Source organism: Saccharopolyspora soli (assembly GCF_022678645.1).
GTDB lineage: Bacteria > Actinomycetota > Actinomycetes > Mycobacteriales > Pseudonocardiaceae > Saccharopolyspora > Saccharopolyspora soli.
In genome coordinates, this window is the sequence record NZ_JALBWV010000047.1 from 12,848 (window position 1) to 38,385 (window position 25,538).

The 25,538-nt window shown below is 68.3% G+C and carries 27 protein-coding genes; 15 read left to right on the forward strand and 12 right to left on the reverse strand.

Features of this window, described 5'->3' with window-relative positions:
* Positions 1 to 40: 40 nt before the first annotated feature.
* The 6 genes from MOQ72_RS29870 to MOQ72_RS29895 are packed head-to-tail and all read left to right on the forward strand — an operon-like array spanning position 41 to position 5,319.
* On the forward strand, positions 41 to 961 hold the full coding sequence (locus MOQ72_RS29870; RefSeq protein ID WP_242189078.1) for an ABC transporter permease: 921 nt from the start codon (positions 41 to 43) through the stop codon (positions 959 to 961).
* Complete coding sequence (locus tag MOQ72_RS29875; protein ID WP_242189079.1) at positions 958 to 1,749, forward strand: ABC transporter permease; 792 nt, start codon at positions 958 to 960, stop codon at positions 1,747 to 1,749. Before MOQ72_RS29870 ends, MOQ72_RS29875 begins: the two co-directional genes overlap by 4 nt.
* Positions 1,739 to 2,854 carry an ABC transporter ATP-binding protein gene (locus MOQ72_RS29880; RefSeq protein ID WP_242189080.1) on the forward strand — a complete coding sequence of 372 codons (1,116 nt, stop codon included), beginning with the start codon at positions 1,739 to 1,741 and terminating at the stop codon, positions 2,852 to 2,854. Before MOQ72_RS29875 ends, MOQ72_RS29880 begins: the two co-directional genes overlap by 11 nt.
* On the forward strand, positions 2,851 to 3,495 hold the full coding sequence (locus MOQ72_RS29885; protein ID WP_242189081.1) for a class II aldolase/adducin family protein: 645 nt from the start codon (positions 2,851 to 2,853) through the stop codon (positions 3,493 to 3,495). Before MOQ72_RS29880 ends, MOQ72_RS29885 begins: the two co-directional genes overlap by 4 nt.
* Positions 3,492 to 4,472, forward strand: a complete 981-nt coding sequence (locus MOQ72_RS29890) for a carbohydrate kinase family protein (RefSeq protein ID WP_242189082.1) — start codon at positions 3,492 to 3,494, stop codon at positions 4,470 to 4,472. Before MOQ72_RS29885 ends, MOQ72_RS29890 begins: the two co-directional genes overlap by 4 nt.
* Before the next feature lie 34 nt (positions 4,473 to 4,506).
* On the forward strand, positions 4,507 to 5,319 hold the full coding sequence (locus MOQ72_RS29895; RefSeq protein ID WP_242189083.1) for an IclR family transcriptional regulator: 813 nt from the start codon (positions 4,507 to 4,509) through the stop codon (positions 5,317 to 5,319).
* A 96-nt stretch (positions 5,320 to 5,415) separates the two neighbouring features.
* Here MOQ72_RS29895 and MOQ72_RS29900 read toward each other — a convergent pair whose 3' ends face one another.
* On the reverse strand, positions 5,416 to 5,607 hold the full coding sequence (locus MOQ72_RS29900) for a response regulator transcription factor (protein ID WP_308197992.1): 192 nt from the start codon (positions 5,605 to 5,607) through the stop codon (positions 5,416 to 5,418).
* A 255-nt stretch (positions 5,608 to 5,862) separates the two neighbouring features.
* A complete protein-coding gene (locus MOQ72_RS29905; RefSeq protein WP_242189084.1) occupies positions 5,863 to 7,182 on the reverse strand; it encodes an MFS transporter in 1,320 nt (439 codons plus the stop codon).
* Between the two features lie 440 nt (positions 7,183 to 7,622).
* Here MOQ72_RS29905 and MOQ72_RS29910 point away from each other — a divergent pair, with 440 nt between their 5' ends.
* Positions 7,623 to 9,383, forward strand: a complete 1,761-nt coding sequence (locus MOQ72_RS29910) for an amidohydrolase (protein ID WP_242189085.1) — start codon at positions 7,623 to 7,625, stop codon at positions 9,381 to 9,383.
* Between the two features lie 246 nt (positions 9,384 to 9,629).
* Here MOQ72_RS29910 and MOQ72_RS29915 read toward each other — a convergent pair whose 3' ends face one another.
* Genes MOQ72_RS29915 through MOQ72_RS29950 form a run of 8 tightly spaced genes read right to left on the reverse strand, consistent with a single transcriptional unit; the run spans position 9,630 to position 16,576 of the window.
* Positions 9,630 to 10,250, reverse strand: a complete 621-nt coding sequence (locus MOQ72_RS29915; RefSeq protein ID WP_242189086.1) for a TenA family protein — start codon at positions 10,248 to 10,250, stop codon at positions 9,630 to 9,632.
* Positions 10,247 to 10,993 (reverse strand): glutamine amidotransferase, encoded by a 747-nt coding sequence (locus MOQ72_RS29920; protein ID WP_242189087.1) that lies wholly within the window; start codon positions 10,991 to 10,993, stop codon positions 10,247 to 10,249. Before MOQ72_RS29920 ends, MOQ72_RS29915 begins: the two co-directional genes overlap by 4 nt.
* Positions 10,990 to 12,045, reverse strand: a complete 1,056-nt coding sequence (locus MOQ72_RS29925; RefSeq protein WP_242189088.1) for a phosphotriesterase family protein — start codon at positions 12,043 to 12,045, stop codon at positions 10,990 to 10,992. Before MOQ72_RS29925 ends, MOQ72_RS29920 begins: the two co-directional genes overlap by 4 nt.
* Complete coding sequence (locus MOQ72_RS29930) at positions 12,042 to 13,061, reverse strand: ABC transporter permease (protein WP_242189089.1); 1,020 nt, start codon at positions 13,059 to 13,061, stop codon at positions 12,042 to 12,044. Before MOQ72_RS29930 ends, MOQ72_RS29925 begins: the two co-directional genes overlap by 4 nt.
* Positions 13,058 to 13,810 (reverse strand): ATP-binding cassette domain-containing protein, encoded by a 753-nt coding sequence (locus MOQ72_RS29935; protein ID WP_242189090.1) that lies wholly within the window; start codon positions 13,808 to 13,810, stop codon positions 13,058 to 13,060. The genes MOQ72_RS29930 and MOQ72_RS29935 overlap by 4 nt, the downstream gene beginning before the upstream one ends.
* Positions 13,810 to 14,820: a substrate-binding domain-containing protein gene (locus MOQ72_RS29940; RefSeq protein WP_242189091.1), complete on the reverse strand. Its 1,011-nt coding sequence runs from the start codon at positions 14,818 to 14,820 to the stop codon at positions 13,810 to 13,812. Before MOQ72_RS29940 ends, MOQ72_RS29935 begins: the two co-directional genes overlap by 1 nt.
* Positions 14,820 to 15,719 carry a carbohydrate kinase family protein gene (locus tag MOQ72_RS29945; RefSeq protein WP_242189092.1) on the reverse strand — a complete coding sequence of 300 codons (900 nt, stop codon included), beginning with the start codon at positions 15,717 to 15,719 and terminating at the stop codon, positions 14,820 to 14,822. The genes MOQ72_RS29940 and MOQ72_RS29945 overlap by 1 nt, the downstream gene beginning before the upstream one ends.
* Positions 15,716 to 16,576, reverse strand: coding sequence for a BtpA/SgcQ family protein (locus tag MOQ72_RS29950; protein WP_242189093.1), 861 nt, complete (start codon positions 16,574 to 16,576; stop codon positions 15,716 to 15,718). Before MOQ72_RS29950 ends, MOQ72_RS29945 begins: the two co-directional genes overlap by 4 nt.
* Positions 16,577 to 16,744: 168 nt before the next feature.
* On the opposite strand from MOQ72_RS29950, the gene MOQ72_RS29955 reads away from it, so the two are divergent.
* Complete coding sequence (locus MOQ72_RS29955; protein WP_242189094.1) at positions 16,745 to 17,758, forward strand: LacI family DNA-binding transcriptional regulator; 1,014 nt, start codon at positions 16,745 to 16,747, stop codon at positions 17,756 to 17,758.
* Positions 17,759 to 17,842: 84 nt separating this feature from the next.
* On the opposite strand, the gene MOQ72_RS29960 is transcribed toward MOQ72_RS29955, so the two are convergent.
* Complete coding sequence (locus MOQ72_RS29960) at positions 17,843 to 19,063, reverse strand: MFS transporter (protein WP_242189095.1); 1,221 nt, start codon at positions 19,061 to 19,063, stop codon at positions 17,843 to 17,845.
* 214 nt (positions 19,064 to 19,277) lie between these two features.
* Entirely contained in the window at positions 19,278 to 19,451 is a 174-nt protein-coding gene (locus MOQ72_RS29965) for a hypothetical protein (RefSeq protein WP_242189096.1), read from the reverse strand.
* A 140-nt stretch (positions 19,452 to 19,591) separates the two neighbouring features.
* Between MOQ72_RS29965 and MOQ72_RS29970 the strand changes: the two genes are divergently transcribed.
* The 7 genes from MOQ72_RS29970 to MOQ72_RS45320 all read left to right on the forward strand — a co-directional run bounded on the left by MOQ72_RS29970 (position 19,592) and on the right by MOQ72_RS45320 (position 25,324).
* Positions 19,592 to 20,395 (forward strand): FCD domain-containing protein, encoded by an 804-nt coding sequence (locus tag MOQ72_RS29970; protein WP_242189134.1) that lies wholly within the window; start codon positions 19,592 to 19,594, stop codon positions 20,393 to 20,395.
* The gene (locus MOQ72_RS29975; protein ID WP_242189097.1) at positions 20,382 to 21,116 is read left to right on the forward strand and encodes an amino acid ABC transporter ATP-binding protein; all 735 of its coding nucleotides are present in this window, start codon (positions 20,382 to 20,384) and stop codon (positions 21,114 to 21,116) included. Before MOQ72_RS29970 ends, MOQ72_RS29975 begins: the two co-directional genes overlap by 14 nt.
* A 36-nt stretch (positions 21,117 to 21,152) precedes the next feature.
* On the forward strand, positions 21,153 to 22,013 hold the full coding sequence (locus MOQ72_RS29980; protein WP_242189098.1) for a transporter substrate-binding domain-containing protein: 861 nt from the start codon (positions 21,153 to 21,155) through the stop codon (positions 22,011 to 22,013).
* 2 nt (positions 22,014 to 22,015) lie between these two features.
* Entirely contained in the window at positions 22,016 to 22,765 is a 750-nt protein-coding gene (locus MOQ72_RS29985) for an amino acid ABC transporter permease (protein ID WP_242189135.1), read from the forward strand.
* A complete protein-coding gene (locus MOQ72_RS29990; protein ID WP_242189099.1) occupies positions 22,762 to 23,403 on the forward strand; it encodes an amino acid ABC transporter permease in 642 nt (213 codons plus the stop codon). Before MOQ72_RS29985 ends, MOQ72_RS29990 begins: the two co-directional genes overlap by 4 nt.
* 36 nt (positions 23,404 to 23,439) lie before the next feature.
* The gene (locus tag MOQ72_RS29995; RefSeq protein ID WP_242189136.1) at positions 23,440 to 24,450 is read left to right on the forward strand and encodes an arginase family protein; all 1,011 of its coding nucleotides are present in this window, start codon (positions 23,440 to 23,442) and stop codon (positions 24,448 to 24,450) included.
* 148 nt (positions 24,451 to 24,598) lie between these two features.
* Positions 24,599 to 25,324, forward strand: a complete 726-nt coding sequence (locus MOQ72_RS45320) for a response regulator transcription factor (protein ID WP_242189100.1) — start codon at positions 24,599 to 24,601, stop codon at positions 25,322 to 25,324.
* Positions 25,325 to 25,538 lie beyond the last annotated feature (214 nt).

The following is a 25,538-nucleotide window of genomic DNA, read 5'->3' on the forward strand; positions in this document are numbered from 1 at the left end:
TCGCCTCTGAGGTTCGACCGATCGGAAGGAGCCGTCGCCGATGGTCGTGACGTCCCCGCCGAGCGCGACCAACCGCTCCACGGCCCGCCAAACATCGCCTCCCAGTGGGAGAAACGCCCGCCGCCTGGGCCTGCTCTTCGCGGCGCCCGCGGTGGTGGTGCTCGTCGTGTTCTTCGTCGTGCCCGCGCTGCGGCTGCTCTGGCTGTCGGTGACCGACCCGGAGCCCGGCTTCGGCAACTACGCGGCGATCGTCACCGACGACGTGGCGCTCACCGTCGTGCTGCGCACCCTCGGCATGGCAGCGATCGTGACGGTCGTCTGCCTGGTTTTCGCCTATCCCTACGCGTATCTGATGACGATCGCCGCACCTCGCTGGCGCGCGGTCCTGCTCGGCGTGGTCCTCCTCCCGTTCTGGACCTCGCTGATGGCCCGCACCTTCGCGTGGGTGGTTCTGTTGCAGGACAACGGGATCGTCAACGAACTGCTGCGCTCGGTGGGGCTCGGGCAGGTCCGCCTGCTGGGCACCACGGCTGGCGTCACGCTGGCGATGGCCCAGGTCATGCTGCCGTTCGTGGTGCTTCCCGTGTACACGACGATGCGCGGGATCGACCGCCGCCTGGTCGACGCGGCGCTCTCGCTCGGTGCTCGCCCCGCCATCGCCTTCCTACGGGTCTACCTCCCGCTGTCCCTGCCGGGCGTCGCCGCGGGCGCGACCTTGGTGATGGTGCTGTCCCTCGGTTTCTACGTGACGCCGTCGCTGGTCGGGTCGCCCCAGCAGTCCATGCTCGCCCAGTTCATCTCCGTGCAGGTCAACCAACTCGTGGACTTCGGCGGGGCCGGTGCGCTCGCGGTCGCGTTGCTGGTGCTCACCCTCCTGCTGGTCGGCGGTGTCCAGTTCGCCACGCGGACGAGGGGCGCGCGGGTGACCGGCGCCGCCATGACCGGAGGTGCGCCGCTGTGAGAACTGGACGCGGCCTGCGCGCCGTGCTGATCGCGTTGGGCGTCCTGATCGGGGCGTGGCTCGTCGTGCCGACCCTGATCGTGGTGCCGATCAGCTTCTCCGGTGAGGACAGCTTCGCGTTCCCGCCGAGATCGTGGAGCCTCCAGCACTACGTCACGTTCTTCACCGAGTCCAGCTGGCTGACCGCGCTGCTCGTGTCGGTCCAGCTCGCGCTGATCGTGACCGCGGTGGCGACCGTGCTCGGCACGATGGCCGCATTCGCCCTCGCCAGGAGGAAATTCGTCGGTAAGGGAGCCATCGACGGGCTGTTCATGGCGCCGCTGATCGTGCCGGGGATCGTGGTCGCCGTGGCGATGTACGCGGCTTTCCTCGGTTGGGGACTGATCGGCACGCCAGCGGGGTTCGTCGCGGCGCACACCGTGCTCGCCCTGCCTTTCGTGACGATCAACGTGACCGCTGCGCTGGCTGGCTTCGACCGCGTGCTGGAGCGCGCCTCGGCGAGTTTGGGCGCGTCCCCGTGGACGACGTTCCGGTCTGTCACGTTCCCGCTGATCCGGCCCGGCGTGCTGGCCGGGGCCCTGTTCGCGTTCGTCACCTCGTTCGACGAGGTCGTCGTGTCCCTGTTCATCCAGTCCCCGACGCTGCAGACCCTGCCGGTCCGGATGTTCACCTCGGTGACCAACGAGGTCGACCCGACCATCGCGGCGGCCTCGACCGTCGTGCTCGTGGTCTCCACCGCGTTGCTGGGACTCGCCACCATCACGAGGAGGAACCGCAGTGCAGCCTGACCGCCACGGTGGTGCGCGCATCGAGACCCGCGACCTGTGCAAGGTGTTCCGGGGCTCGTCCCGACCGGCGGTCGACGCCGCCGACCTGATGATCGAGGCGGGCGAGTTCATGACGCTGCTCGGGCCCAGCGGCTCGGGCAAGACCACCACGCTCAACATGATCGCCGGGTTCGAAGACGTGACTTCGGGCCAGATCCTGCTCGACGACGCCGACATCGCACGGGTGCCGCCGTACCGGCGCAATCTCGGCATGGTGTTCCAGAACTACGCGCTGTTCCCGCACATGACCGCGGCTGACAACATCGCTTTCCCGTTGCGCCAGCGCAAAGTGGGCAAGAAGGAGATCACTCGGCGCGTCGCCGAGGCGCTGGAACTGGTCCACCTCGGCGAGCACGGGAACCGGCTGCCGTCCCAGCTCTCCGGCGGCCAGCAGCAGCGCGTCGCCCTGGCCCGCGCTGTCGTGTTCGCGCCGCGGGCCCTGCTGCTCGACGAACCGCTCGGCGCGCTGGACAAGAAGCTGCGCGAGTCGCTGCAACTGGAGATTTCCCGGCTGCACAAGGAACTCGGGATCACCTTCGTGTTCGTCACCCACGACCAGGAGGAGGCGCTCGCGCTCTCCGATCGCATCGCCGTCTTCCGCGACGGCCGGATCGAGCAGGTCGGGACACCGGATGAGCTCTACGAGACACCGGCTTCCCATTTCGTGGCCACCTTCCTCGGCGACTCCAACGTGTTCGCCGGGCACGCCCGCGACGGCGTCATCGACACCGGCTGGTGCGAACTGCGCGCGGCGGACAAAGCCCGAACCGGGCCGGTCGCGCTCGTGGTGCGCCCGGAGCGGCTCCGCATCGGCGCGCCGACCGAGCCGGGCGCCAACGTGCTCTCCGCGAGTGTGACGGACGTCGTGTACCAGGGCGCGTTCCGCCGGGTGCTCGTCGAGTTCGACGGCGGCACCACCGGCCAGATCCGGGACACCACCTCGACCACGCCGGTGACCACGGGACAGCGAATCGAGGTGCACTGGCCTGGCGACGCCGGTGTGCTCGTACCGAGTGACGGGGTGGCCGAAACACAGGTGGCGGCTTCGCCGGTGACCGCGCGATGAACGGCGAACTCGAAGCTGCACGCCGCCAAGTCGCCGAGGCCGGTCGCCGCATGGTCGCCGACGGTCTGGTGCTCGGCACCGCTGGCAACGTCAGCGTCCGCGTCGGCGAACTGGTCGCCATCTCGCCGTCGAGCATCCCGTACCACCTGGTGAACGCCGACGACGTCTGCGTGGTCGACCTGACGGGCGAACCGCTCGCCGACCTCGAAACCCCGCCGCCCTCGTCCGAAACCCCGATGCATCTGGCCATCTACGCCGATACCCACGCGGCAGCCGTGGTGCACCACCACGGCCTCAGCAGCGCTGCGGTGTCCACAGTGGTCGATGAGCTCCCGCCGCTGCACTACTACGCGCTGCAACTCGGCGGCCCGACGCGCGTCGCCGAGTACGCCACGTTCGGGACCGACGAGCTCGCCCGGTCCGTTCACGACGCGCTCGAAGACCGCACGGCGGCGCTGATGCAGAACCACGGCGCCGTCGCGTACGGCGACACCCTCGACCGCGCCTACGACCGGGCGCGGTTGCTCGAATGGTTGTGCGCCTTGCACATCCAGGCCCACCAGCTGGGCAGACCGCGGGTGCTCACAGCTGCGGAGCTGGCGGACGTCACCCGGCACAAGGCGGAGAGGGCGGCACGATGAAGGTCGTCTGCGTCGGCGCGCACATCTTCGACGTGCTCGGCCGTCCCGTGGCCGAGATCCCGCCCGGTCAGGGGCGGTTGGAGCTGGAGGAGATCAGGGTGACAGCGGCGGGCACCGCCGGTGGCACCGCGGTCGATCTCGCCAAGCTGGGCGCCGAAGTGGTCAGCATCGGCGCGATCGGCGATGACACGGCTGGGCGCGTGCTGCGGCTCCTGCTCGCCGAGCACGGTGTCGACGAACGCCTCGCGGTCAAGCCGGGCCGGGCGACGCCGTCGACGATCCTGCCGATCAGGCCCAACGGGGAACGCCCCTCGCTGCACGCTTCCGGCGCGATGGACGCGCTCACCGCGGACGACATCGACTGGGAACTCATCGCCGGGGCGGATGTGCTGCACGTCGGCGGACCGGACGCGCTCGGGGACTTCGCCGTCGCCGTGCTGCCGGAGCTGCTCCGGTTCGCGCGCGAGCACGGCGCTGTCACCACGATGGACTTGCTCAGGTCGAGCGTGCAGCCGGAGCTCGTCGAGGTCTTGCGGCCGTGCTGGGCGCACACGCAGTACTTGCTGCCCAACGACGACCAGATCCGTGCGATCACGCGGACCGAGGATCTTCGGCTGGCCGCCAAGACGATGCGGGCGCACGGCGTGGGCACCGTCCTGGTGACCCGGGGCGGCGAAGGTTCGCTGGTCGTGGGGGAGGCGCTGGTCGAGGAGGTCCCCGCGTTCCGGATCCCGGTCGTCGACACCACCGGGTGCGGCGACGGGTACACGGCCGGGGTCATCGTCGGGCTGGGCCGCGGCTGGGATCTGCTGTCCGCGGCCCGCCTCGGCACCGCCGCGTCGGCGTTGGTGGCGCAGGGCCTCGGTTCCGATGCCGGAATCGTCGATCTGGCCCGGACGTTACGCTTCTGGTCCGAGCGGCAGGCTGAGCTGGGCGGTTCGACCCTGCCCGAATCGCGGCTGGCAACGGATGTCTGAAGGCTTCGCCGGAACTAGGAGGATGTCGCCAACTGTGGCCGGGCCAGACGAGACAGTGCACGAGGACAAGGCGGGCGCCGGTGGCGTTCGGGTGCTGGTGAAGGCGATGGCGGTGCTCGAACTGCTCGCCGAGGAGACGGACGAGTTGGGCCTCGGTGAGATCGCGAGTCGGCTCGACCTCAACAAGAGCACCTGCCACCGGATCCTGACCACCCTCGCGGCCGGTGACTTCGTGGAGCGGCCCGCCGCCGGGTCCTACCGGCTGGGCATCGGCGCGTTCCGGATCGGCAGCGCGATGGCGCGGCGGCTCAGCATTCGCGACCGAGCCCTGACCGCGATGCGGGATGTCTACCGGAAGACGGGGGAGACGGTTTTCCTGATCGTGCTGCGCGGCGACGAGGCGGTATGCCTCGAACGCCTCGACGGCCGGTATGCGGCGACCCACACGCTGCGGGTGGGTGGCGCCTTGCCGTTGTACCTGGGTGCCGGTCCCCGGCTGCTGCTGGCACACCTGCCGGAAGGCCAGTTCGAGAGCTACCTGGCGGGGCCGTTCCAGCGGCGTATCGGGGGGCCTGGTGAAGCGCAACTTCGGGAGCAGGTAAGGGAAATCCACCGCGACGGCTATTCGGTGAGCCGCGACGACGTAGAGGAAGGCGTCACGGCGCTGAGCGTCGGAGTGCGCGACCACCTCGGCAAGATCACCGCGGCCCTGAGCCTGAGCGGCCTGTCCTCCCACCTGCCCGAGTCCGAACGCCCCATCCACCTCCGCCATCTCAAGGAAGCGGCGGCGGAAGCCTCCAGAGCGATGGGTTTCCGCGACCCGGCCGCGGAACGTCCCGCGATCTGAGCGCCTGTCCTCAATCCGTCCCCGGCATGTCGGGGACGTGGTCAGTTCTTAGGCACCATCCGAACCGCCACGCAAAACTAGTTCGAAGACAGGCCGTTAGGGTTCGATCAGGCCGGTGCGGATGGCGTAGCGGGTTAGCTCCAGGCGGTCTCGCAGGCCGAGTTTCTGCATCAGGTTGGCCCGGTGCCGTTCGACGGTCTTGACGCTGATGACCAGCAGGTCGGCGATCGCCTTGAACGAGTGCCCTTCGGCGACGAGTTTGAGGATTTCCTCCTCGCGCGTGGTGATGGCCTTGCCGGGAAACCGTCGCCCTGCTCGGCGCGGTCGAGGTAGCTGCGGATGAGCGCGGTCACCGCGGCCGGGTAGAGGAACTGGCGAGCGGCACCGCGCTCGGCTGGCTGCTCACCCGCGCGGTGGAACAACCCGCCCACCGGCTGCTCATGCGCCATTTCCCGCGACCAGCCGACCGCCCGACCGCGAAGCAGCCCGATCAGCATCGCTGATCCAGACCGTCCCGAGAAACGAATCCGCTACCGCTGGGGTTCACGCCTCCATGTGGTGTGCGTCGGGCTTCGAGGGCGCTGTTGCCGCCGCTGTTTGTCGGGGCATCAGCACCAGGGCGATCAGCGAGATCACGCAGCAGAGCACGATGTACCAGCTGATCCCCGTGCTCGAACCGGTGGACTGCAGCAGGGCGGCGGCGATCAGCGGTGCGGGACCACCGGCGATGACCGAGGCGAGCTGGTATCCGAGTCCGGCGCCGCTGTAGCGGATGTTGGTGCCGAAGCTCTCCGCGATCAGCGCCGCCTGCGGGCCGTACTGGATGTCGTGCACGATCAGCGACACGACGATGGCCAGCAGCGCCATGCCCGAAGATCTGGTGTCCAGCAAGGCGAAGTACGGGAAGGCGTACAAGCCGGTGCACACGATGCCGATGCCGTAGATGAGCCGTCGGCCGTAGCGGTCCGACAGGTGGCCGAACAGCGGAACGGTGATCAGGCCGACCGCGGCGGCGATCAGCGTGTCGTTGAGCAGGTCGGCGCGCGACATCTGCAGGTGCTTCGTGCCGTAGGTCAGCACGAACGTGATGAACAGGTAGAACGGTGCCTGCTCGGACAGTCGCACGAAGGCGGAGGTCAGGATCTCCCTCGGGTGGCTGCGGATGGCGGCCCACACCGGCTGCCGTTCGACGGCCTGCTGCTTCTTGACCTCGGCGAAGTCGGGGCTCTCCAACACCCGCAGGCGCACCCACAGCCCGATCGCGATCAGGACGACGCTGAGCAGGAACGGCACCCGCCATCCCCAGGACTCGAACGCGTCGCCGCTCATCGAGCTGCACACCGTCACCGCGGCGGTGGACAGCAACAAGCCGAGCGGCACGCCGAGCTGCGGCATGCTCGCCATCAGACCGCGGCGGGACGTCGATCCCCACTCCATGGACATCAGCACCGAACCGCCCCATTCGCCGCCGACGCCGATGCCCTGGACGACGCGCAGCACGACCAGCAGCAGTGGTGCCCCGACGCCGAGCGTGGCGTAGCCGGGCAGCAGACCGATGAGCACAGTGGCCACACCCATCAGCATCAGCGTGGTGACCAGGGTGGCCTTGCGTCCGATCCGGTCGCCGTAGTGCCCGAAGATCGCGGCGCCGACCGGCCGCGCGGCGAAGCCCACGAACAAGGTGCTGAAGGATTCCAGCACACCGGCGCTCGTCGAGCTGCCGGGGAAGAAGAGCTTGGGGAACACGAGCGCGGCCACAGTCCCGTAGAGGAAGAAGTCGTACCACTCGATCGTCGTGCCGACCGTGCTGGCGACCACGGCGCGACGACGATGGGTCCGATGGGAATTGGTGCCGTTCGGCATGGCAGCCTCCATTGGCTCAGCCACTCAACCAGCTGTGGCTCGAAAGCCTGCAATCCCGCTCCTGGGCTGTCAAGGGGCGCGCGACGCGCATTCCGGCAACCGATCACGCCTTTGCCCCGGAATGCCCGAAAACGAAATCGGCATATCGGTTTTTGGCGACGAAACGCCCGGAAGGTCAAGAATTGAGCGCGATTTCGTGGCGTGCGCCAGCGGGATGCCCGCCTTCCACTCGTACTCCTGGTCAGCTGTCCACATCGGGCGCGACAGCCGCCGGGCTTGAGGTCGGTCGGGTCGCAGGAGTAGACGTAGTCCACAGATGTCGATTCCGGGCGGGTTGGATCTTCGAGCTGCTCTTCGGCGTCTTATGTTGATATTGTTACGACCGTTACGAATGCGCGATTGCATTTCGCGAGGATTCCCCGCATCCGGGAGGTCGGTTCATGTGCCAGCTATGCGGTGCCGAGGCGCGGTTTGCAACGGTCGAGGACTCCGCGGTCTCGCGCCGGGTGCTGTTCGCCGCCGCGGCCGGGCTTGCCCTGACGCCCGCGGTGCTGGGATCGCCAGCGGCGGCTGAGGCATTTCCCGGTGACGGTGTCGACCTCATCCTCCACAACGGCCACATCGTCACGCGTGCGCTGCCCGGACGCTCCGCGCAGGCCGTGGCCATCAGCGGCAAGCGCATCCTGGCGGTGGGCAGCACGAACCAGATCATGCGCCTCGGTCGGCGCGGGACGCGCACGGTCGACCTGCGCGGTCGCACCGTCGTGCCCGGACTCATCGACAGCCACTTCCACCAGTTCAACGCCGCGCTCGACCGGCCCAACGTGTCGCTGCTGGAGGCGCGCAGCATCGCCGAGGTGGTCACGCGCATCGGCGAAAGGGTCGCTTCCAGCGCTTCCGGCGCGTGGGTCCAGGCGCGTTCCGGCTGGCACGAAAGCCTGCTCGCCGAGGGGCGGTTGCCGACCCGCAACGAGCTCGATTCGGTCTCACCGGACAATCCGGTCTTCATCCCGCGTGGCGGCCACGTGGCGACCGTCAACGGGCGTGCGCTGGCGCTGGCGGGCATCACGCGGGACACGCCCGATCCCGTCGGCGGGGTCATCGTCCGGGACGCGAACGGCGAACCCACCGGCGTTCTGCTGGAACGCGCCCGCTCGCTGGCGCAGGCCGTGCTGCCCCCGCAGCCGTCGGCCGACGAACAGCGGCGGCTGTTGCGCGAGCAGATGGCCGAACACAACGCGCTCGGCATCACCAGCCTGACCGAACCGGGGCTGACGCCCGAGCAGATCGAGATCTACACCGGGCTGTGGCACGACGGCGAGCTGACCACCAGGGCGCACCTGCTGTGGCGGATCGCCAGCCTCGCCGACGTGGACGCGGCCGTCGGGGCGTTCCAGCCGCGCGCGGGCGACGACCTGCTCCGCTTCGACGGGCTGAAGTACCTCTCCGACGGCGGTGTCGAGGGAGGGTTCCTGCGCGACCCCTACCAGATCGTGCCCGGTGAGCAGCCCAGCCCGGGCTACCACGGCGTCCAACTGCTACCGCCCGGCGGGGCGGAGGAGCTGGCGGAGATGTACCGGCGCGCCGCGCGGCACGGGTTCCAGGCGCAGACGCACGTGGTCGGTGACGCGGCGATGGACTTCATCGTGGATGTGCTGGACGCGGTGAACCGGGACACCCCGCTCGCGCCCTTGCGCTGGGTGCTGATGCACCTGTTCCTGCCGACCGGCCACAACATGGCGCGCATGCGCGAGATGGGGCTGCTCGCCAGCGTGCAGGACCACCCGGTCCTGCTCGGTGCCAACCAGGTGCGCTGGTGGGGGAAGGAACGCGCGGCACGCGCGATCCCGATCCGGGAAATCCTGGACGCCGGTTTGATCGCCGGTGGTGGCACCGATGCGCCGGTGGTGCCGCCGAACCCGCTGTGGTCGCTCGGCTGGATGGTGACGCGGGAGACGCTGCGCGGTGATGTGCTCGGCCCTGAGCAGGGCATCACCCCGCGCGAAGCCCTGCACCTCTACACCCTCGGCAGCGCGCGAACGCAGTTCGCCGAACGCGATCTCGGGACGATCGAGTCGGGCAAGCTCGCCGACCTCGTCGTGCTGGACGCCGACCCGTTGACGGTCGAGCCCCGGTCGATCCGGGACATCGGAGTCGACATGACCATCGTCGGCGGCCGGGTCGTGCACGAACGGGCCTGATCCAGGTGCGCGAGCGCGCTCAGAGCCTGTCTTCGAACTCGTTTCGCGTGGCGGTGCAGGCGGAACCTCAGACGCCGTCTCGACTCCGGGATCCCCGACATCATGTATGTCCGATACACCACGTCGTGGCGGTCCTCGCGGAGAACGCCAGTGGGCGCAGTCTGAGAACCCGCGGCGGTGCAAGCGCCGTACGTGGGCTAAGCGCCTTCGGCGCTTCAAAACAAGAACAAGAACAACGACAGGCACTCAATAGATCGCGTCGTGGAAGTGGATTTCGGCTCCTAGCATCCCGGTGAACCATTCGTGCAGCTGTTCGTCGGGCACCGAGCGGGGCAGGTCGTCGACCTCGGCGGCGAGTGCATCGACCTGGGTGGTGAACGGCGCGCGGGTGTGCAGCGCCACCCAGTCGGCGATCGGTCCGGCCGGTGCCGCGACCGCGCGAGAACACCAGGTGCGGTAGAGGTGTTCGGCCGCGAACATCACGGTCACCACGGCCGGGTAGCCGCCGATTTCCGCAGCCGACAGCGCGAATTCTGACAGCCGGTCAGCTCGGCGGCGGGCGGCGTCGTCCATCCGCGCCGCCACCGGCCACGCTGCTCGGGCGGTTCGGAAGTACTGGGACTGCTCGGTGGTCAGGCCGTGGACCGCTCGGGCGTGCCGCTGCATCGCGGCCCAGGACGGAGCCTGCCACACCGCCAGACCGTGCAGGCGGCACGCGCTCGCCACGAAGGACTCTTCGATCTCCAGGTAGTTCGCGTAGGACTGAACGCCGATGGTGCCGTTGGAGACCTCGCGGACGAACCGCGCGTCCAGTGCTTCGGAAAGGGCGTCGGCACCAGATTCGACGAGCCAGGACGAACGCTTCACCGGGCCAACCACTCGATCAGGCCGCCGAAGACCTGGCCGTACCCGGACCAGTCTTCGCAGAAAGCGGTCGGCGCCCAGTGCGGCGAGCAGTCCGAGGTGAATGCCGCGGCTCGTCCGCTCCCGTGCTCGCCGACGACCACCAGCGGGTCGCCGTTGATGGTGGCCAGCGTCGTCGCGCCGGGTCGGGGGAGCACCCGGTTGTAACCGAGCAGGTGCGGCCACGGCGTGTTCGCCCCGCCGAGCGCGGGGTGGTCGGGGATTTCGACGGTGGCCCGCGCTCCGGCGGGGAGCTCCACCCGGTCGTCCTCGGCGAGCAGTTCGACGGGCAGGACGTCGTGCAGCACGGTGTTGCGGTAGGCGGCTTTTCCCTCGAATCCGGTGAACGAGAGGTACCCGCCGATCATGAGCAGGCCCCCGCCGCCACCGATCCACCCCCGCAGGGCCGCCAACCGGTCGGCACCCCGCTGGGCGCGCTCGAACACGGCCGGGGCGAGCTGGATGGAGTTCGCTCCGATGTCGGAGAGGATCACGACGTCGTACCGCGACAATTCCCGGTCGTCCGCGGGGAATTCCGCTGGAACCGAATGCGCGGGCAGGTGCGTCACGTCGTGGCCGCGATCTTCGAGCGCCCGGCGCAGCTGCTCCACCCCGACCTGGTACGAACTCGTGGTGAAGGTGTCCATGCCCTTGATGTGCGTGGCATGGGTCACCCAACTCTCACCTGCGATCAGGACGCGGCTCACGAGAACTCCTTTCCAACGGCCGCGGACTCGAACAGCCGGGCCGGGTTGGTGCGCAACAGCTCGGAAGCGGTGTGTTCGGCAACGCCGTGCTCGACGAGCCGCTTGGCGAACAACTGGGGCACGTAGCAGAACCCGTTGCCCCCGTAGGCGGTCAGCATGCTCTTGAGGAACACGTCGTGGCTGAGCAGGAGCTGGTCGGCGTGCCCGCGCCGGATCAGGTCGGCGACCGCGACGGCGGTCTGCTCGGGCGCGGGGGACTGCCCTTCGCCGGGGTACCGGAACGGCATGCCGATCATGTCGAATTCGAGCCGGACACCGCGATCCGCCAACGAGCCCTGGTAGTCCGGGTCGGAGCCGGAGGGATCCAGGTGGCAGAGCACGACCGCACCGGGACGCACGCCGTACTCGCCGAGGACGATGTCCAGCACCTGGTGACCGCGGCGTTGCCAGCCCGGCAGGTGGACGTAGAGCGGCACACCGATGTCCCGCTGCGCCCTGGCCGCCGCTCGCAGCGCCTTCCGCTCGTCGGCGGTGAAGTCCGGGGAGACGCCGATTTCCCCGATCACGCCCGGCCGAATCCCGGTTCCGCCCACGCCCGAGGTGAACTCGCCGATCAGCTCGGCGGCCAAATCCCGCTCACCGGTCGAGGACAAGTGGCGCGGGTGGAACCGTTGCAGGTACCACCCCGACCCCATGACGATCCGCAGCCCGGTGCGTTCGGCGAACATCCGCAACCGCTGGGGATCCCGACCGATGCCCGCGGGGGTTACGTCCACAATGGACTTCCCGCCGACGGTCGCGAAGGCCATGAGGTCGGTGAGCATGGGCTCCGGCTCGTCCAGCACGCAGTGGTCCAGGCACGAGTAGGGCTGCTCGCGCAGCAACCACGCGATGTCCGCCGAGGTCTTCGCTTCCCGGAGGAACCGGAGGTCCGGGTCGGTCGGCTCGGCCACCGCCGACCGGATGTCGTTGACCAGGTGCTCGTGGGTGAGCGTGAGCCCGAGTTCGCTACTGGGCACCGGACCGGTGACGGTCATGACCTCGGTGCTCATGATCGACCCGCCAGGTGCCCGACGAGCTGAGCCAGGCTCCGGCCCCGCAGGTTGACCCAGATCGCGAGGATGAGCACCAGTCCGGTCACGATCGGGGTGAGGAACGGGCTCACCCCGAGCAGCGTCAGCCCGTTGGCGATCATCCCGGTGATCAACGCGCCGACGATGGTGCCGGTGATGGTGCCCCGGCCGCCGAAGAGGTTGGTGCCGCCGAGCACGACCGCGGCGATCACGGTGAGCTCGAAGCCTTCCCCGGAGTTCGCGGATCCCGAACCCAGCCGCGCGGCGGTGAGGATGCCAGCCGCCCCGGCGGCGAGCCCGGTGAGCATCAGCGCGATCATCTTGATCCGGTTGGTGTTCACCCCGGCGCGGCGCACCGACTCCTCCTGGGAGCCGATTCCGGTGATGTAGCTGCCGAACCGGGTCTTGGCCAGCAGCACGACCCCGATCACGACGGTCAGCACGGCGATCCAGGCGAGCGCGGAGAACCCGAGGAACTTGGCTTCGCCGATGCGCGCGACGAACAACCGCTTGTCGATCGGCACGGAGAAACCCTGGGTGGACAGCTGGGCGAGGCCGCGGATCACCGACATGGCGGCCAACGTGACGATGAACGGCGGGATCTTCTGGTATGCCGACAGCCAGCCGTTGATCGCGCCCCAGAACAGTCCCGCGGCCAGCCCGATCACGATCACGATCGAGGAGTCCCAACCGGCCTCCAGCAGTTGCGCGGTGGTGGCGGCGACGAAGGCGAGGGTGGAACCGACCGAGAGGTCGATCTGACCGGTCGTGATCACGAACGTCATGGCGACGGCGACCATCAGCGTGATGGCCACCTGGGTCGCCAGGTTCGACAGGTTGTCGAAGGTGAGGAAGTTGGGCGCGGCGAGCCCGAAGCCCAGGAAGAGCACGACGGTGACGCCGAACATCGCCAACGTCGCCTTGTTCACCCGCTCCCACCAGGACGGGGTGTCGGCGGTGACCGCTCGTGGTGCCGTATCGGCGGGCGCGCTCAAGGTTGCGGCACCTCCTCGGTGTCGGATCTGGTGATCATGGCCACGAGCCGCTCGACGTCTAGCTCGGAGATCGGTGCGTCCGCCACGCTGCGACCCTCGTACATGACGGTGATCCGGTCGCAGACCTCGAACAGGTCCTGCAGGCGGTGGGTGATCAGGATGACGCCGACGCCCCGGCTGGCGACGTCGCGGATCATCGCCAGCACCGAGCGGACCTCGGCGACGGCGAGGGCCGCCGTGGGTTCGTCCAGGATCAGCACGGCGGGGTCGAACGACACCGCGCGGGCGATCGCGACGGCCTGGCGCTGCCCGCCGGAGAGCGCGCCGATCTCCTGGTAGGTCGACTTGACCCGCACGTGCAGGTTCGACAGCGTTTCGGCCGCCATCCGGTGCATCGCGCGCCGGTCCAGGAACGGGCCGCGCCGGGGCTCCCGGCCCAGGAACAGGTTGCTCGCGACGTCGAGGCTGTCGCACAGCGCGAGGTCTTGGTAGACGATCCCGATCTTCTCCTGCCGGGCGTCGGCGGGGCTGGCGAACCGGACCTTGCGGCGGTTCACGGTGATCTCGCCGCCGTCGTGTTGGAGCGCCCCGGCGAGCACCTTCATCAGGGTCGACTTCCCGGCGCCGTTGTCGCCGACGAGCCCGAGCACCTCCCCGGCCCGCAAGGTCAGGTCCACGCCGCGCAGCGACTGCACCGCGCCGAACGACTTGGTGATGCCGCGGAGTTCGACCAATGTGTCCTGTGCCATCAGCGCTCCATGTAGTACGCGTATCGCGCCACGTTCTCGGGCGTGACGATCTGGGTGGGCACCGGGATGTCGCGCGGCACCGGGCGCCCGCAGGCGAGGTCGATCGCCGCGGCCATCGACTCGTAGCCGAACTGGAAGGTGTTCTGCTGCACGACGGCCCTGATCCAACCCGCCCGCAGGCCGTCCATGGCCTGCGCGGACAGGTCCCAGCCGACGACCTTGATCCGGTCGGCCCGGCCCTGGCTGCCGACGGCGGCGGCCAAGCCGATCAGGGCGGGTTCCCCGGTGGCGTACGCGTAGGGCAGGTTCGGGTTGCCGGTGAGCAGGTTCTCGGCCGCGGCCTGCGCGTTCTCCTGGACGTTGCGGCCGTCGACGACGGTGCCGATGCGCATCCCGTGCGCGGTCACCTCGTCCGCGAAACCCTTCTGCCGTTCCAGTTGGATCGTGCTGTTGAGCGCGCTGACGACACCGATTTCGCCCTGACCGCCCGAGATTGCGAGCAGTGCCTCGCCGAGTTGCTTGCCGCCCGCGGCGTTGGCCGTGCCGACTTGCGCGGACACCGCAGGGTCGTCGACCGTCGCGTCGACCGCGACCACCGGAACACCGGCCGCGTTGGCCCGGCGGATCGCGGGCTTGATCCCGTCGGTGTCGACGGCGTCGACGATGACGGCGTCGTAGTCGTTGGCCACCAGGTCGTCGATCGCATTGGCCTGGACCGTGGAGTCGTCGTTGCCGTTGACGATCTGGATCTGCACCCCGGCCTGGTCGGCCACCCGCTGGGCGCCGGTGTTGATCTGGTTGAAGAACAGCGCCTGCAGGTTGATCGTGATGATGCCGATCTTCGGCGCCCGACCGTCCACAGCGCACGATTGCGGAATCCGCGCGGGTGGCGGCGGCCCCTGCTCGGCGGCGCGCTGCTCGGCCGCTTGTTGTTGCCGCACCGCCGCATCGCAGCCGCCGAGCGCGATGACGAGGGCGAGCGAGACGAGGACCGTGCACATTCGTCTCATCAGGTACTCCTTGCTGCCGGGTTCGGATTGGCCGGTGCAGTGCGGTGGTTGGTGACGGCGTCTCTGCTGGGCAGACCCGCTCGGGCGCCGGGTTCGGTGCAGGACAGGCCCGCTGCGACGGCGGCGAAGCGGGCGGCCTCCGCCGGGGCGACGCCGCGTTCGAGTTCTGCGGCGTAGACCCCGACGAAGCAGTCACCGGCGCCGGTCGCGTCGACCGCCGACACGGGCAGGGCCGCGCCCTCGTGCCAGGCCCCGTCGGGTGCGTACATCTGCCAACCGCGTGCGCCGTCGGTGACCACGAGGTGGGTGGCGGTCCGAACGGCCGCTCGCGCCAGTGCGGAGTCGTCGCCGAGCAGTTCACCGGCGAGGGCACGACCCGCGATGACGTGGTCGGCGACGTCGAGCGCCGCTCGGGCGCCCTCGGCTCGGGTGCAGCCGTCGAGGTCGACGATGGTGCGCACGCCCCGCACCATCGACGCAGCCCACGGGAAGCGGTATCCGTCGAGGTAGAGCCACGAGTTCTCGCACGCGGCGGTGCGGGTGGCGACCGCCACGAGATGTTCCGCGGTTATCGCGTCGTCTTGGCTGATGATCGACCGTTCGCCGTCGGGCGTCACGAGGATGACCGAGGTCGTGAGCCCTCCGGTGCGGGCTGTCCAAGCGACGTCGACACCGTCGGCGACGAGCGCGGCGAGGAACGCATCGCTGAGCGGGTCGTTGCCGACGACTCCGGCGAACCGGGCATCGGCGCCCATTCGAGCGGCAGCCACGGCGGCGTTCGCCGCCATCCCGCCGTCGCCGCGATCGATGGTGGTGGCCTGCACGCGGTTGCCCGCGGTGGGGAGGGCGGGAACGCCGATCGTGAGATCGCTGTTGGCGTAGCCGCAGAAGGCGATCACGGCAGCTCCGCCCCGGCTTTCCGTGCCGCGGCGGTCAGTTCGCGCACCTTCGCCGGATCCACCCGACCCCACCAGCGCCCGTTGTCCTTCAACGAGGAAGCCACGATCACGCCGTCGCAGGCGGGCAGCAGCTCGCCGATGTTGGCCGCGGTGATGCCGGAACCGATCACCACCGGCAACCGGGTGTGCTCCTTGATGCCCACCACCTCGTCGAGCGCGGCCGCATCGCCGGTGCGCGACCCGGTGGCGATGAGCACGTCGGCATCGAAGAACTCCGCGTCCTCGGTCTGCTCCGCCAGGGACCGGTCCGCGACGATGGCGTGCGCGCCGTGCTTGACGTGCACGTCGGCGAACACCTTGATCGGGTTGGCGCCGACCCGGCTGCGGTAGCGGGTGGCCCGTGCCGCCTGCCCCTCGATGAAGCCCTCGTTGGCGATGTAGGCGTTGGCCCACTGGTTGACCCGGACGAACCCGGCCCCACCGGACCACGCCGAGGCGATCGAGCACTCGGCGGCGTTGGACAGCACGCTCACGCCGACGGCGCGGTCGGCCGCGTCGCGCACCCGGGCCGTGACGACCGCCATAGCGGCGGCGGTCTCGTAACCGTGTTCGCCGGGCTTGAGGAACGGGATGTCCCAGTGGTTCTCCACGATCACGCCGTGGCAGCCGCCGTCCAGGTAGGCGCGCGCCTCAGCCACGGCGAACGCCGAGATCTCGTCGACGGGCTGCCCGGCGTAGTGCGGGCTGCCCGGCAGGGCTGGCAGGTGGACGACCCCGATCACGACCTTGCTCGTCCCGAACAGCTCCGCCACGGCGTTCGGCTTCGGGGGGAACACCCCGGAAGGGGCTGACGGCATCGGGAACTCCCTAGGAGGCGCGGAAACCAAGCGTTATCGATGTAATCGATTGCATCGATGGTGAGGGTGTACGGTATGGATCAAATCGTTGGCGGTCAAGGGAGACTTTCCCTGGATCGTGACAACCGCGTTCTTGGTTGGTTAGGGAGAGGTAAACGTTTGCATGGGGTGACCATCGCCGATGTCGCGGAGCGAGCGGGGGTGTCCACCGCGACCGTCTCGCGCGCGCTGACCGGGTCCCGACCGGTCGCCGCCGAGACGGTCCGCCGGGTTCAACGTGCCGCCGCCGAGCTCGGGTACTCGGTGAACTCGATCGGTCGGGCGCTGCGCAGCAACCGCACGGACACCATCGGCATGGTCGTGCCGAGCATTTCGAACCCGTTCTTCACCTCGCTGGTGGAGAACGTCGAACACGCCCTCGGGGGATCGGGCAAGCAGTTGTTCCTCTGCGACGCCCGATCGGATCCGGTGATCGAGGCGGAGCGGCTCCGGTCGCTGGTCGCCCGCAACGTCGACGGGATCATCGTCAGTCCCACGCACGGCGTCGACAGCGCCCCCGCCGTGCTCGAAGCGGCTCGGGCGGTTCCGCTGGTCCAACTCGACCGCTACGTGGGCGGAACCAGCACCGACTGGGTGGGGGTGGACGACATCGCGGCGATGCGGCTGGTGGTCGACCACGTGCATGCGGCAGGGGCGCGCTCGGCGGCGTTCGTCGGGTCGCTGTTGACGAATTCCTCGACGGAACGACGTCTGGCGGGTTTCCAGCAGCGGGCTGCGGCGCTGCGCATGACCGTGCGCGAAGACTGGTTGCTGCTCGGCGAATACAGCATCGCGTGGGGCGAAGAGGCGTTGGCGCGGTTGACCGGAACGGGGCGGATGCCCGATGTGATCGTGTGCGCTGACGACCTGATCGCGCTGGGTGTGACCCGGGCGTGCCGCGCCGTCGGCATCAAGGTGCCCGACGAGGTCCAGGTGACCGGCTACGACAACATCGAGTTCGCCCGGCTCGGCGAGCCACCTCTGACCACAGTGGACCAGCCGCGGAAGAAGATCGCTTCCGAAGCGGTCCGGCTGCTCGCCGCGGCGAGCAGCCCCGAAGCCGCGGAGGCCGCGGCGCACATCGCGCTCATCCCGAACCTGGTCGTCCGGCACAGCACCCGCGAAGTGCCCGACGATCGATGACCCGGCACAGCGGAGGAAACGCGGACACCGCCGCACTGGCGCTGGGCGATAGGGCTCTTCTGTCCCATGTGGACGGTAGTTCCGTCAGGCTGGGACCGCTGCGGGTTCGGGTGCGGTCTCGGTGGCGATGGCGCTTCGGGCGGCCGACCTGCGCCGCGTCGTGCGGTCCAGGGCTCCGGACAGGGTGGCGAGCACCAGGCCGAGGACTGCGAGTGTGGCGCCGACCAGGGTCGGCGACAGCAGTCCGAGTCCCTGGGCGATCACCAGACCGCCCAGGTAGGCGCCGATCGAGTTCGCGATGTTGAAGGCGGACTGCACCGCCGCCGATACCAGCAGCGGTGCTCCACCGGCCTTCGCCATCACCAGCGACTGCATGATCGGCGCGACCATGAAGCCGACGACGCCGATCACGAACACCGTCACGGCGGCGGCCACCTTGTCGCCGGAGGTGATCGTGAAGGTGCCCAGCACGGCGGCGGTCCCGATCAGCGCGGCGTACAGGCCCGGCATGAGCGCCTTGTCGGCGACCCGGCCGCCCAGGAAGTTGCCGACCGTCATGCCCAGTCCGGCCAGCACCAGCAGCAGCGTCACGCCGGTCGGCGAGTACCCGGAAACGTCGGTGAGGATCGGCGTCAGGTAGCTCAAGCACGCGAACGTGCCGCCGAGGCCGAAGGTGACGATCGCCAGCGCCAGGTGCACCTGGGGGTAGCGGAACGCGGCGAACTGCCCGCGCACCGTGGCCTGCTCCGGCTCCGGACGTCCCTGGTCGGGCACCAGCCACGCGATGGCGGCGACCGCGACGACGCCGATGGCCGCCACGACCGCGAAGGTGACCCGCCAGCCGACCTGCTGGCCGAGCAGCGTGCCCAGCGGCACACCGACGACGTTGGCGAGGGTCAGGCCCATGAACATCATCGAGACGGCCTTGGCGCGGTTTCCCGCGCCGACGAGACTGGCGGCCACGACGGCGCCAGCACCGAAGAAAGCGCCGTGCGGCAACCCGGCGAGGAACCGCAACACGGTGCCCACCTCCGCGCTCGGCGACAGCGCGAAGAGCACGTTGCCGACGGCGAACAGGCCCATCATCCCGATGAGCACGGCCTTCCTGGGCAGCCTCGCGCCCAGCACCGTCAGCGTCGGCGCCCCGACGACGACGCCGAGCGCGTAGCCCGAAATCAGGTTCCCGGCAGTGGGGATCGACACGCCGAAGTCGGCGGCTGCCTGCGGCAGCACGCCCATCATGACGAACTCGGTGGTGCCGATGCCGAAGGCGCCGATGGCCAGTGCGAGCAGCGCGATGGGCACAGTTCTCCTCTCGGGTGGGCATTGGTGCTGCGGTAGGTGATCGCCGCGCGGGAGCGGCAGGATGTGAATCGATACAGTGAAGCTCGAAAATATGGACAGCGCGCAATCACGGCACGTAACCATCGGCTGTCTGGCATCCAGTCTCAACGCGCGACAGGGCAGTTGTCCACCTCGTGAAGCGTGAACCCGAACACGATGCGTATATGACCATTCATCAGGCATAACCCAAATGGGTGATGACATGGCCGTGCTCGAAATTCGTGTCGTGCGCGGTGTCGATCACCGGTGGTCTGGTTGGCCGTAGTTCGCGCTGGCCGACAACGATGCCGAACGAGCTCTCCTCGCCAACCGCCTCGCCGAAATGCGCTTGGCCCGGTCGACCGGACACCGTGCTGACCGGGTTTGGTCCAAAACGTTGCCCTGCTTGGGAAATGTCCTCGTAACCGGATCGCCTTCCCGCAATTACCAATGATGGACGTCCGTCAAGTTTGACTCGTGCCCGGTCGGCGATGAATCGCGTTGATCAGGGTGGAGGGCGATGTGGAGGAGCGGTCGACGGAGGCGATCCTCGAAGTGCTCGCGGGCGTGCTCGAACCACTTGGTGCACGGCAGATCCGGCAGGTGCTCCGTGGTGACGATCTCGACATCAGCGAAGCCACCGTGGCCCGTCGGTTGCGTGCGCTGGATCGGCGCGGCCTGACCGTTTCGGTGGGAGCGAAGGGCCGCATGCTCACCGCGACGGGCCGTCATCACGTGGCGTCGGTGCTGCGTGGCCGCGTGACTGCGACGCGGTTCGCGCAGGGGACCGAAATTCGCACGACCGAAGGTCTCATCCAACTGCTGCGGGCCAGGCGGGCGGTGGAGCCGGAGGCAGCCAGGGATGCCGCGGAGGCGGCCGACGACTCCGCTGGGGAAGCGCTGTCGATGCTGGTCGACGAGCACCGACAGCACTACCTGGTCGCCGACGACGTGCCGCGGGACATCTCGCTCCGCTTCCACCGGCGGGTCGCGCGCTGCAGCCGGAACCCGATCGTCAAGCCGATGCTCGACGTCGTGCTCGACCCGGCGCTGGATCGGCTCGAAGCGGCGCTCGACGTGGTACTCGCATCCCACCGCTCCGGCGAACTCGCGGTCGCGGAGCACCAGTTGATCGCCGATGCGATCGCGGCCGGAGATGCGGTCGCGGCGGAGGAGTCGATGCGCACGCATCTGGATCGGTTGCTCGACGAGGCGCGCCGCTTCCTCACCGAGGAGACCGCCCCGATCGTGGAGCGGTTGCTCACCTGGGGAATGCCGGTCGCGACGAAAGGTGCACCAGATGTCGTTCATTGAATTCTCCGGCGTGGCGAAGTCCTACGGCCCGCTGCGGGTCCTCGACGGAATCGAGCTGTCCGTGGGCCGGGGCGAGGTCGTCGTCGTGCTCGGGCCCTCCGGCTCCGGGAAAAGCACCCTGCTGCGCTGCATCAACGGCCTGGAGAGCATCTCCGCAGGTCGCATCGTGATCAACGGTCGAGATCTGCACGCGAAGAACACCGACATCAACGCGTTGCGCAGTGAGATCGGCTTCGTCTTCCAGCACTTCAACCTGTACCCGCACAAGACCGTCGAGCAGAACATCACCCTGGCGCCGATGCGGGTCCGGAAGATGTCCCGCGGTTCTGCCGCGAAGCGCGCGGCCGAACTCCTCGCACGGGTGGGCATCCCGGAGAAGGCAGGAAGCCTGCCAGCGCAGCTCTCCGGCGGTCAGCAGCAGCGGGTCGCGATCGCTCGCGCGTTGGCGATGGACCCCAAGATCATGCTCTTCGACGAGCCGACCAGCGCCCTGGATCCGGAAATGATCCAGGAGGTCCTCGACGTCATGGTCGACCTGGCAGGCGGTGGCATGACGATGGTCGTCGTCACCCATGAAATGCGGTTCGCGCAACAGGTCGCCGACCGGATCCTCTTCATGGACGAAGGCCGCATCCTGGAAAGTGCGGCACCCGACGATTTCTTCGCTGATCCGAAGACCGAACGAGCGCGGAACTTCTTGCAGCGCGTCTCGAACCTCTGACAACGAACCACGAAGGTAGGTGCGGCCGTGCGAAGGATGATCAACAGGATCTGCTGCGCGACGCTCATCCTGCTGCTCGCCACCGCGTGCGGCGACAGACCGAGCGGAAACCTCTCCCCAGCGGTCAACGCGGCCGGTGGCGGCGGCGTGAACTCGATGGAGAAGATCAGGGCCAGCGGTGCGATCACCTTCGGGGTCAAGTACGACACCCCGCCGTTCGGTTTCATCGCCGAGGGCCGGACCGAACCCGAGGGCTTCGAGATCGACCTGGTCACCGAGATCGCCCGGAGAATGGGCGTGACACCGAAGTTCGTCGCGGTCAACGCCACGAACCGGGTGGCCAATCTGGACAGCGGGAAGATCGACGTGATCGCGGCGACCATGATCGCCACTCGGACGCGCGAGAAGCAGGTCGATTTCTCGGCTGTGTACTTCGAAGACGACCAACGGTTGCTGGTCCGCAGCGGCTCCGACATCACCGGTGTTGGCCAACTCGACGGCAAGACGGTCGCGCTCGTCCAGGGCTCGACGGAAGAGACCGTGCTCCGCAAAGTCGCGCCTGGCGCGAAGATCCTCACCTTCCAGTCGTGGCCGAACGCGTTGCAGGCGCTGCTGCGCGGGGACGCCGACGCGTTGAGCACCACGGTGGGCATCCTCAGCGGGCTCAAGCAAACCGCCGATCAGTCCGGCTCAGCGGTGCAGATCGTCGCTCCGGGCATCGCGCAGGGACCGACGGCGATGGCGGTCAAGCAGGGCGACTCCGCGCTGCGCGACGAGCTCAACGCCGCCCTGATGAGCATGGCCGACGACGGCACGTACCAGCGGATCTACCAGAAGTGGTGGAGCGGCGTGCTCCCCGAGCCGTTGCGGATCGCGGTCATCCCGATGGGTTCGTGACGATGCTCGACGATCTGAACTGGTCCCTCGTGCTCGCCGAGCCAGGCCGGAGCTTCCTGCTGTTCGGCCTGCGCGTGACGCTGCAACTGGCCGGTCTGGCCATCGTCGGCTCGACCATCATCGGCACGCTCGTAGCGCTCGGCCGGGTGTCGGTCGCGCCGACACTGGCGCCGCTGCGCTGGCTGCTCACCGCATACGTGGAGTTCTTCCGCAACGTGCCACTGCTCGTGCAACTGTTCTTCTGGAGCTTCGGCGTGTTCAGCCTGGACCTCGTGCGGTCCGCTGCGGCTCCGCTGAACTCCGTCTACACCAACCAGTTCCTCGCCGGTGTGCTCGGACTCACCGTCTACACCTCGGCCTACGTCGCGGAAGCGTTGCGCAGCGGCATCCAGTCGGTCCCCAAGGGACAGCTGGAGGCTGCTCGTTCATCCGGCCTCGGTTACTGGGCGGCGATGTGGACGGTGGTCCTCCCGCAAGCGTTCCGACTGGCGTTGCCCGCGATCGGCAACCAGTACATCGGCGCGACCAAGAACACCTCGGTCGTGATGGCCATCGGTGTCACCGACGTGGTGTTCCAGGCGCAGCAGATCGAGGCGGCCACGTTCGGTGCCTTCGAGGCGTACACCGCGGTACTGGTCATCTTCGTGGTGGTGTGCCTCGCCGAATCCGCATTGCTGGCACTGGTTCTGCGGTTGCTGTTCAACAAGGTGCCCCGCGCGATCGCTCGCGCGCAGGCTCTGGAGGCACGATGAACGCGGTCCTGGAAAACCTCCCCTTCATGCTGGCCGGTCTGTTGGACACGGCGCAGTTGGCGATCGCCGCCATCTCGTTGAGCGCGGTGCTCGGGATCGGCGTCGGCGCCATGCGGGCAGCGCAACGCAGGACCGTCCGCTATCCGGCGATCGGCTACATCCAGCTGATCCGCAGCGCACCGCTGATCGTCTTCATCCTGTACAGCTACTTCGTGCTCGCCGATCTCGGCCTCGATCTGACTCCGTACTGGGCCGGGGTGCTCGCCCTCGGCGTGTTCACCAGCGCCTACCTGGCGGAAATCGTGCACGGCGGCATCGCATCGGTGCCTTCCGGACAATGGGAGGCGGCGCGGGCGTCCGGCTTGTCCGGCCTGAGCACGCTGCGCTACGTGATCCTGCCGCAGGCGTTGCGCCGCATGGCCCCGGCGCTGGTCTCGGAACTCATCAAGCTGATCAAGGACACCTCGCTGGTCTCCGTCATCGGCGTCTTCGAGTTCTTCCACCGGGTGGAGGTCACCAACGCGCGGGTGCTCACCGAGCCCTTCGCCGTCCTCGGCTTCGCCGCGCTCTGCTATTTCGCCATCAACTTCGCACTCAGCCGGGTCGCCAAGCGGCTCGAACTCCGCCTGGACGTCTGATTCCAAATCGTTGAAAGGAAGCGAAGCGTGACGGAAATGCGCCTCAACCTGCCATTCGTCGGAATCCCGACGTACCTGCGATCGCCGATCGTGCAGGATCTGTCCAAACTGGACGCCGACCTGGCGATCCTCGGGGTGCCCAACGACGAAGGGGCGCCGTGGTACCCCGGTGCCCGCATGGCACCACGCGCGATCCGGGAGCAATCGGTTCGCTACGCGGGCTACGGCCGCATGCAGGCCCGCGGCGGCTATTTCGACATCGAGGAGGAACGGCGCTTCCTCGAATACGAAACCGAGAACGAGCGGATCGTCGACTGCGGTGACGTCGACATCATCTACTCGAACCCGGAGCAGACGTTCAAGAACATCACGCACTCGACCTCGCAGATCCTCGCGGCGGGGGCCGTTCCGATCGTGCTCGGCGGCGAGCACTCGGTGACCTACGGCGTCGTGCGCGCGTACCAGGATTCCGTTTGCGTCGTGCATTTCGACGCGCACCTGGACTACCGGCCGTTCCTGCACGGCGCCGAGTACGGCAACGGCAGCCCGATGCTCAAGATCGGCAAGCTGCCGCACGTCGATCGGATCGTGCAGATCGGCAGCCGGGGCATGCGCGCGGCGCAGGACGACCTGGCCGAAAGCCTGGCCAACGGCAACGACGTCTACACCATGAAGCGGTTCCGCGCGGCAGGCATCGAGCGGGTGCTCGCCGGTATCCCGAAGGGGCAGAAGGTCTACATCAGCGTGGACATCGACGTGCTCGACATGCCGCTGGTCCCCGGGTGCGCGTCGGCCGAAGCCGACGGCATGAGCTACGAGGAACTGCGGCAGACGATCTTCGCGATCGTCCGGGAACACGAACTCGTCGGGTTCGACGTCGTGGAGATCAACCCCATGCTCGACGTGGCGTCCAACGTGACCTCGCAACTGGGTGCTCAACTGGCCATCGAGACGATGGCGCGGGCCGTGCTCAACCCGGACTACCTGCGCCGCAAGGGCCGCCCCACCGAACCGGACGGCCAATGCGCCGCGGCCACGGACGCATGAGCATTGCCAGGACTGCCGCGATCCGCCGCCCGACTCGCTGATTCCAGTCGGAAACTGCGGTGCAACACGGCCGAAAGCGTTCTGCGCTGTACTTGGCTGATCTCGCAGTGGCTCACCGAGTGCTCGCTAGCAGGTTAGGCAGGCAATCGTGTCCGTACGCACACTCGCGTCGATCGCCGCGGACATGGCATCGACGAACCCCAGCAAGCGCATCGAAGGTGCCATCGACTTCGTTCGCGCAGAAGGGCGTTGCGACACTTTCCTCGTTGCCTACAAGGATGCCGCTACCGACGCGTTCGTGCGGATCGCGGAACGCGGCTACGGGGAGGCCGCCGCATCCTTCCTCACCGGTGACATCGAGTTCCGGCCGGAGTTCGAACGGCAATTCAACCGATTCGACTACGTCTTCGACTGGACGGAAGTACCGGATTTCGAAACCTCGTACACCGCGCGATCGGTGCTGCGGCCCGCGGGCTTCAACAACGGCATCATGATGCTCCTGCACGATGACAACGGGGAAATCATCGGGATGTGCCACGGAAACGTCGAACACCGCGAATTCCCCCGCGTAGGCAAGGAACTCATCGAGAAGATGCGGCCGGTGTTCACGTCGTACGCACGCGATCAACGGCGCAAGGCGCATTTCCGGCTCACCCCCCGCGAGGTCCAAATCCTCGACCTGATCCGCAAAGGCATGTCCAACGCGGAGATCGCCGAGTTCCTGGTGCTTTCGCCGCGCACCGTGAGCAGGCACGTGGAGAACGTGCTGCACAAACTCGGGGTGCCCAATCGCGTGATGGCGGCCGTCTACGCGACCGAGCTGGGATTCGGATCCCACGAACGGACCGTGGACGGCATAGCCTGCCCCGCCTGAGCGTCGTAACAGGACGTTCACGGCGATATCACGGCTGATCCCAGTCCGCCTGCTAGGGCCGGCCCGCGGCCGCAAAACCGTTGGCGCGAATGGGTCGTTCGACGTATTCCCCTGCCGATGCGGGACTTCCTAGGGTTGCGGAATCCCGTGCGGGTCCAATGCTGAACCGGCGGTTCGGTTACTCCCAATTCGCCATTTTGCAAGGGAACTCATG

What these genes read in the sequence shown, in the direction of transcription:
- MOQ72_RS29910 (WP_242189085.1), top strand. Translation starts at nt 7,623, where the DNA reads ATGTGCCAGCTATGCGGTGCCGAGGCGCGGTTTGCAACGGTCGAGGAC.
- MOQ72_RS29925 (WP_242189088.1), bottom strand. Translation starts at nt 12,045, where the DNA reads ATGAGCACCGAGGTCATGACCGTCACCGGTCCGGTGCCCAGTAGCGAA.
- MOQ72_RS29905 (WP_242189084.1), bottom strand. Translation starts at nt 7,182, where the DNA reads ATGCCGAACGGCACCAATTCCCATCGGACCCATCGTCGTCGCGCCGTG.
- MOQ72_RS29990 (WP_242189099.1), top strand. Translation starts at nt 22,762, where the DNA reads ATGAACGCGGTCCTGGAAAACCTCCCCTTCATGCTGGCCGGTCTGTTG.
- MOQ72_RS29975 (WP_242189097.1), top strand. Translation starts at nt 20,382, where the DNA reads ATGTCGTTCATTGAATTCTCCGGCGTGGCGAAGTCCTACGGCCCGCTG.
- MOQ72_RS29985 (WP_242189135.1), top strand. Translation starts at nt 22,016, where the DNA reads ATGCTCGACGATCTGAACTGGTCCCTCGTGCTCGCCGAGCCAGGCCGG.
- MOQ72_RS29890 (WP_242189082.1), top strand. Translation starts at nt 3,492, where the DNA reads ATGAAGGTCGTCTGCGTCGGCGCGCACATCTTCGACGTGCTCGGCCGT.
- MOQ72_RS29980 (WP_242189098.1), top strand. Translation starts at nt 21,153, where the DNA reads ATGATCAACAGGATCTGCTGCGCGACGCTCATCCTGCTGCTCGCCACC.
- MOQ72_RS29885 (WP_242189081.1), top strand. Translation starts at nt 2,851, where the DNA reads ATGAACGGCGAACTCGAAGCTGCACGCCGCCAAGTCGCCGAGGCCGGT.
- MOQ72_RS29950 (WP_242189093.1), bottom strand. Translation starts at nt 16,576, where the DNA reads ATGCCGTCAGCCCCTTCCGGGGTGTTCCCCCCGAAGCCGAACGCCGTG.
- MOQ72_RS29870 (WP_242189078.1), top strand. Translation starts at nt 41, where the DNA reads ATGGTCGTGACGTCCCCGCCGAGCGCGACCAACCGCTCCACGGCCCGC.
- MOQ72_RS29995 (WP_242189136.1), top strand. Translation starts at nt 23,440, where the DNA reads ATGCGCCTCAACCTGCCATTCGTCGGAATCCCGACGTACCTGCGATCG.
- MOQ72_RS29935 (WP_242189090.1), bottom strand. Translation starts at nt 13,810, where the DNA reads ATGGCACAGGACACATTGGTCGAACTCCGCGGCATCACCAAGTCGTTC.
- MOQ72_RS29940 (WP_242189091.1), bottom strand. Translation starts at nt 14,820, where the DNA reads ATGAGACGAATGTGCACGGTCCTCGTCTCGCTCGCCCTCGTCATCGCG.